Source organism: Mariniflexile sp. AS56 (genome assembly GCF_030552475.1).
In the GTDB taxonomy this organism is placed as follows: domain Bacteria; phylum Bacteroidota; class Bacteroidia; order Flavobacteriales; family Flavobacteriaceae; genus Mariniflexile.
Map to the genome: position 1 here is coordinate 1 of NZ_JAUPED010000039.1, position 5,933 is coordinate 5,933.

5 protein-coding genes are annotated in these 5,933 nt (G+C 28.8%); all 5 read left to right on the forward strand.

All coding sequences use genetic code 11. The features are described from left to right. The first annotated feature begins 289 nt into the window (after nt 1-289). On the forward strand, nt 290-490 hold the full coding sequence (locus Q5N74_RS18740; protein ID WP_304390528.1) for a helix-turn-helix domain-containing protein: 201 nt from the start codon (nt 290-292) through the stop codon (nt 488-490). After that, complete coding sequence (locus tag Q5N74_RS18745) at nt 483-1,676, forward strand: DNA adenine methylase (RefSeq protein WP_304390529.1); 1,194 nt, start codon at nt 483-485, stop codon at nt 1,674-1,676. The genes Q5N74_RS18740 and Q5N74_RS18745 overlap by 8 nt, the downstream gene beginning before the upstream one ends. Before the next feature lies 1 nt (nt 1,677). Next, on the forward strand, nt 1,678-3,321 hold the full coding sequence (locus Q5N74_RS18750) for an McrB family protein (protein ID WP_304390530.1): 1,644 nt from the start codon (nt 1,678-1,680) through the stop codon (nt 3,319-3,321). 3 nt (nt 3,322-3,324) lie between these two features. Then, the gene (locus Q5N74_RS18755) at nt 3,325-5,013 is read left to right on the forward strand and encodes a hypothetical protein (RefSeq protein WP_304390531.1); all 1,689 of its coding nucleotides are present in this window, start codon (nt 3,325-3,327) and stop codon (nt 5,011-5,013) included. Nucleotides 5,014-5,379: 366 nt separating this feature from the next. Continuing rightward, nucleotides 5,380-5,933, forward strand: a 554-nt coding sequence (locus Q5N74_RS18760) for a PoNe immunity protein domain-containing protein (protein ID WP_304390532.1), incomplete at its 3' end; no start/stop codon positions are given.

Genomic DNA, 5,933 nt, shown 5'->3' on the forward strand with positions numbered 1-5,933 from the left:
GCGTGTTTGTAACGTCTGAATTTCCTTCGGAAATTCCTCGCATACAAACCCGCAACTATTCTTATACATAAACGTTGTGCATAATGCGGAAATCCGAGCAAATCGTCAAAATTCTGTACTGCAAAGCCAACCGCACAGTCAAGCACATTTCATTTTTTTCGTGCCTCAAAAAATAAAAAGAGCTTGCCTTTTCCCACCACTCACTTTTTAGTATGATGATTTTAATACTCATTTAGTGAGATATTGAAAATAGTTCTTTACATTAGTGGACTGAATAAAAAATTCAAAAATGAACCGAATAAAAGAGGTTTTAGAAATAAAAGGAATTAAACAGATCTGGTTAGCTGAACAATTAGGTAAAAGTTATAATATGGTTAATTCTTATGTGCAGAACAGAAGACAACCTAGTATAGAAGATTTATTTAAAATAGCTAAAATATTAGGTGTGGAAGCATCAGAACTAATAAATAACTCAAAATCTAATGATTGAAACTAAAATAAAATTAAAAAGTTCTGTTCAGTTCATTAAATATATGGGGTCAAAAACAAAATTACTACCATTTGTAATAAATGGCATTGAAGAAGCTTATAATGGTGGTGTCATTTGTGACTTATTTGCTGGTTCTTGTTCTCTCTCAGGAGCAATAGGGGAACAATTTCCTATTGTTTCTAATGATATTCAAGCATATTCTTCGGTCATTGCTAAAGCCTATTTAACAGATTGGAATGATTGTAAGGTTAATTCAAAAATGGTAATGGAAATTGCCAAAGAATATCATAAAAAACATTATTCAACTTTATCGAACAATTTAAGACATACGGAGAATAGTAGTCTAAAAGAATTTAACAGAGTTGAAAAATTAAACCAAAATTTAATAAATCAAGAGTTCGAAAATACCTGGCATTTGTTTACTAAAAATTATTCAGGTACTTGGTGGAGTGCTGAACAATGTACTTGGATCGACTCAATTCGGAAAGCTATTGAAGACCTAAAAGAAAACCCTGCATATAACACGATGCTTGGGGCATTAATGTATGCGATGGCATATAATAGTCAAGGTACTGGACATTACGCACAATATAGAGACGCAAAAACTGATTCTTCTATGAAAGATATTTTAATCTATAGAAAGAAAAGTATAATTGATTATTTTGAGCGTAAACTTGATTCTGCACTAGAAGCACTCCCTTCAATTCAACCTAAACTAAAGCACGAGGTTTATACATTAGATTACTTGGATTGTCTTAAAAATTTAAAAAACGCTACAGTTTATGCTGATCCTCCCTATTGTTTTGTTCATTATAGCAGGTTTTATCACGCAATAGAAACTTTAGTTTTATATGATTATCCTGAAATACAACACAAAAATAAAAAAATGGTAAAAGGACGTTATCGAGAAGATAGACATCAATCACCTTTTAGCATTAAGTCGAAAGTAAAAAATGCTTTTATCGATATGTTTGAAATTATAGCAAAAAACAACTCTTCATTAGTTCTTAGCTATAGTGATACAGGAATGATTGAAATTGATGACTTACTAAAAATTACTAAAGAAGTATTTAAGAAACATACCGTTTCTGTCAAGACTCTTGATTATACCCATATGACTATGGGACGCAAAGGTGATAGAGACCGAATGGTCAAAGAAAAATTAATAATTGTAAAACCTATATAATATGGCTATTGGACTTGATGGACACAAAGTTTCATTGACAAAAAACGGATATTTTAAATTAGTCAGTTTAATTAAAAAATATCCTAGTACAGAGATACTTAATCATTTAGATGAGATAAAGCTAGACAGCACACAGGCTAGAAAAATGCTAGCAGGAGATAAAAATAATGTATTACCAAATGCTTGGGACTCAGTTAGAAAATTTGATAATGCGAGTCAGTACGCCTTGCTACTTGTTTCAATTATTTATAGCCATAAAGATTTAATTGAACTTTTCAAAAACTCAACAAATTTGGAAATGCAAGGTGTAATTTACAGAAAAGACACAGATGGCAAAACATATACAAACTTAGCATATGCCTTAAATGAGGCAGGTGTCGCTACTGATTTCAGTACAGGTAGCGATAAAACATCTTACGATTTTACACCAATTCTAGCAAAGAATGAGATTGGACCATTGGCAAAAGAAATATTGAGAGGGCATCTTAAAAATATGGGATGGTTTGAACCTAGTCCAAATGAACCTTTTCAAAGAGATTTCTATGAACAACTGAATTCTTATGAATTGAATAAAGTCCTTGGTTTATCCTTTATACAATTTCAAGAATGGCTTGAAGGTAAGAATGTAGCTAGAACAATTAGTAATAAATCATTATTTAATACTAGGAATACAATCTATTTTGGTGCACCTGGAACGGGTAAATCATATAAAGTAAAAGAAATTTTAAAAGGAAAAGAAGATAGAACAAAAAGAATAACATTTCATCCAGAATATGATTACGCTTCTTTCATAGGAGGTTTCAAACCAATATCTGAAAAAGATCCAATTTCTGGTCTAGATGAAATCAAATACAAATTTGTTCCACAAATATTTACAAATATTTATATTGATGCTTGGCAAAACGAATTTCAAGATTATTTCTTAGTAATTGAAGAAATTAACAGAGGAAACTGTGCCGAAATTTTTGGAGATACATTTCAACTATTAGATGAAGGTTATGAAATCACGCCTTCAAACGAGTTAGCTAGTCATTTAGAAAAAGAGCTAACTGAAAAAGGTCATAATGGATTTGCAAATGGTAAAATGCAATTACCATCAAACCTAAGTTTATTAGCCACTATGAATACTTCTGACCAATCTTTATTTCCTATGGATAGTGCATTCAAAAGAAGATGGGATTGGGAATATATACCTATTTGTTATACACCAATTGACGATTTTAAAAAGAAAAATGTTTCATTCGATTTCAAAATTGATATTGCAGATGGCAATGAATATAGCTGGATTAAATTTATTGAAAAAATAAACTTAAATCATATAAAAAACAATCAGTCATTAGGTATGGATAAATGTATTGGTAATTATTTTATAAAACCAGATACAGGTAAAACAATATCATTAAATCCATTTATAAACAAAGTAATTTTCTATTTATGGAATGACGTTTTCAAAGATGAAGAAAATAAAGTGTTTGAAGAAAACACTTCATACGAAGATTTCTTTCCAATGGATATTAAAGGCAAAACAAAAATCAAAGAATTATTCGACAGAATAGAATTAAAACCTATCCAAAACTTGGAAATTACAGAAGATGACGCTCAACTTAGGCAGGTAGCAGAAGATAACGAAGGAATCGATTCTTAAATAATGAAAATCCTAATTGAAAACGAAATATATCCAATTGAATTACTTCAAGAAGTGTTCGATGACCCAAAGTTTTATAAACAAAACGGTTTCGATGGGACAATTACCTCCGTAGGATATTACCATTCTTTTGAGAAAAATAGTTTGGTATTTATGTTGCCAAAAGTTTTTATGAAGGAAGAAGATAAAACTGTTTTTGGCTGTTCAAAAAAAGAATTAGTAGATTTAATTTTAGATGAATCCATAAAACATAAAACACAATATAATTGGGTTAGACAATTATCCGTACATTTTTATAAAAGTCTAATTGAGTTCAGAAAGAGATATGATGATACATCTATAATTCATAATATCGAAACTTTTGAACTAAACACAAATCTAAGTCTTAAAGAATATTCTTATCTAGACCTTTTACTGTCTTTTGTGAATTTTTACAAAAAGAATAAAAACCATATTTTATATAAACATATTGAGTACAATTCAAACCAAGCAATAAAACCAAAATGGGAAAAAACAATAAGAAAATCATTACCCATTTTAAATTCAAATAATGCACCTATCTATATTTCAATAAGAAATAAAAGAAAAACTGTAAATACAGAAGAAGAATTATTGACATACTTTTTTTCTATACTAAACAACTTCAATCACGAACATAAACTTAATTTAAGAATTGATAAATCATTTTCAATAATAAAGGGTAAGTCATTTAAAAATCTTCAATCAAATGGTCTTTCTAAACTACGAAAAATCAAGTATCGATATTTTAATGACACTTTAAAGAGAATGTATGCCTTATGTGAAATATATTTTTCTCAAACAGATAAGAGTAGCTCAAAAAGAAAAAGGGAGGATTTTTTATCGGTAAATAATTATAATATCGTATTTGAAGATATGGTAGATAAATTATTCTCTGACGAGTTAAATGATACTGAAGTAAACAATGTATCACTTAAAGATTTGAAAAAAAATGACGATGGGAAGATAATTGACCATATTTATGACTATCAGTCCATTATAGACACTAGCAATATTTTTTATATTGGAGATTCAAAATATTACAAATCAAATAGTGAAGCAGGGAAATTATCTAAATATAAGCAATTCACGTATGCGAAAAATGTTATTCAGTTCAATATAGATTTATTGAATGAAGATAAGGATAAGCCTTATAAAAAGGGTATTAAATATAGAGACGAAATAACAGAAGGCTATAATATTACACCTAACTTTTTCATTTATGGTTATATAGAAGATGAAGATAATTTTGATGAACACTTGATTGAAAAAAAGACAGAATTACCAATCAAATCTTATCATTTTAAAGAACGGTTATTTGATAGAGACACGCTTTTTGTTCATCAGTATAAAATTAATTTTTTGTACGTTTTAAAAGCATACACTAGTTTTAATTCAACAAATACTCAAGAGTTCAGAAAGGAAGTAAAAAGAGGCTTTAGAAAACATTTTATTGACTTTTTTAATAATTCTAAAAGCTGTGAGTTTGAGTTCTATAAATGTAAATCTAAAACAGAAGAAAAATATAAATCTATTGTAACGGACAATTTTAAATCCTTAAATGGTAAATGTTATGTGAATATGGAAAATGAATTAATTTTAGCGAAACATATTGAAGACACTTTAGTTAAATCTATTATGGACGAGTTTGAGGTAATGACTGAATTACTATAAATAAGCCAACGCTCAAAGCCATACACATTCGCAATTCGCATCAGCCAACGCTACGCCAAAAAATGCAAAAGAGTATGTCTCGCCAACGCTCAATTCCGAACTAAACAAGAAACATCGGAAAACCAAGCTGAACGTGAAAAGCACTATGCACAACAACGTGTATAAAACATAGCTATTACAGGCTTTACGAGAGGTTTTTGTATATTTACAAAGTACGCCAAATTTTTTATTTGGTTATATTTATAAGAAGAAAATTAAACATAAAAATAAAAAATTCGGCTCGTGCTAAATCCGAAAAGTTAGTGTCTTTTTATACGCTACGTTTCATACACAAGACCGTTGTGGTTCATTTAAGATTACTCGCCAATGAAAAGGTCAATTTTTAAAGACAAAGAATATTTTGATAATTATATAACAAGCCTTTCTAATTTACATCTTAAAATGGATGATAAAATTAAAAATGGAGAGATTAATGATTCTAAAATAGAATGGGCCAAAAATAGCCAAATACATAATTTGTATAAAATACTTGTTGCAAGATATAGTCGAGGAGATAAAATAGAGATACTGAGTTCAATTTACAGTAGAATAATAACTGATTTAACGAACAACAAATGGAGTGAAGAATATGTAAAATTTACCTATACCAAACATAAAAAGACTATTACTTTAAATCAATTATCTTTAAATTTTCATCCTATTCTAATAAACATACTTTCAATTGGAATATTAATTGACGTAAAAAAAACAGAGTTTGAAAGCATAAAAAAGTTCCTTGATTCTTATGACATTGAACATAAACTATTCGATATTTTTTTAAATTCTAAAATAGAAAACCATCCAATTAGGGAATCTAAATACAAGCTCTCTCAATACAAAAAACTCGATGAACTAATCGAACCTGTAAAAATTGAAGAAAA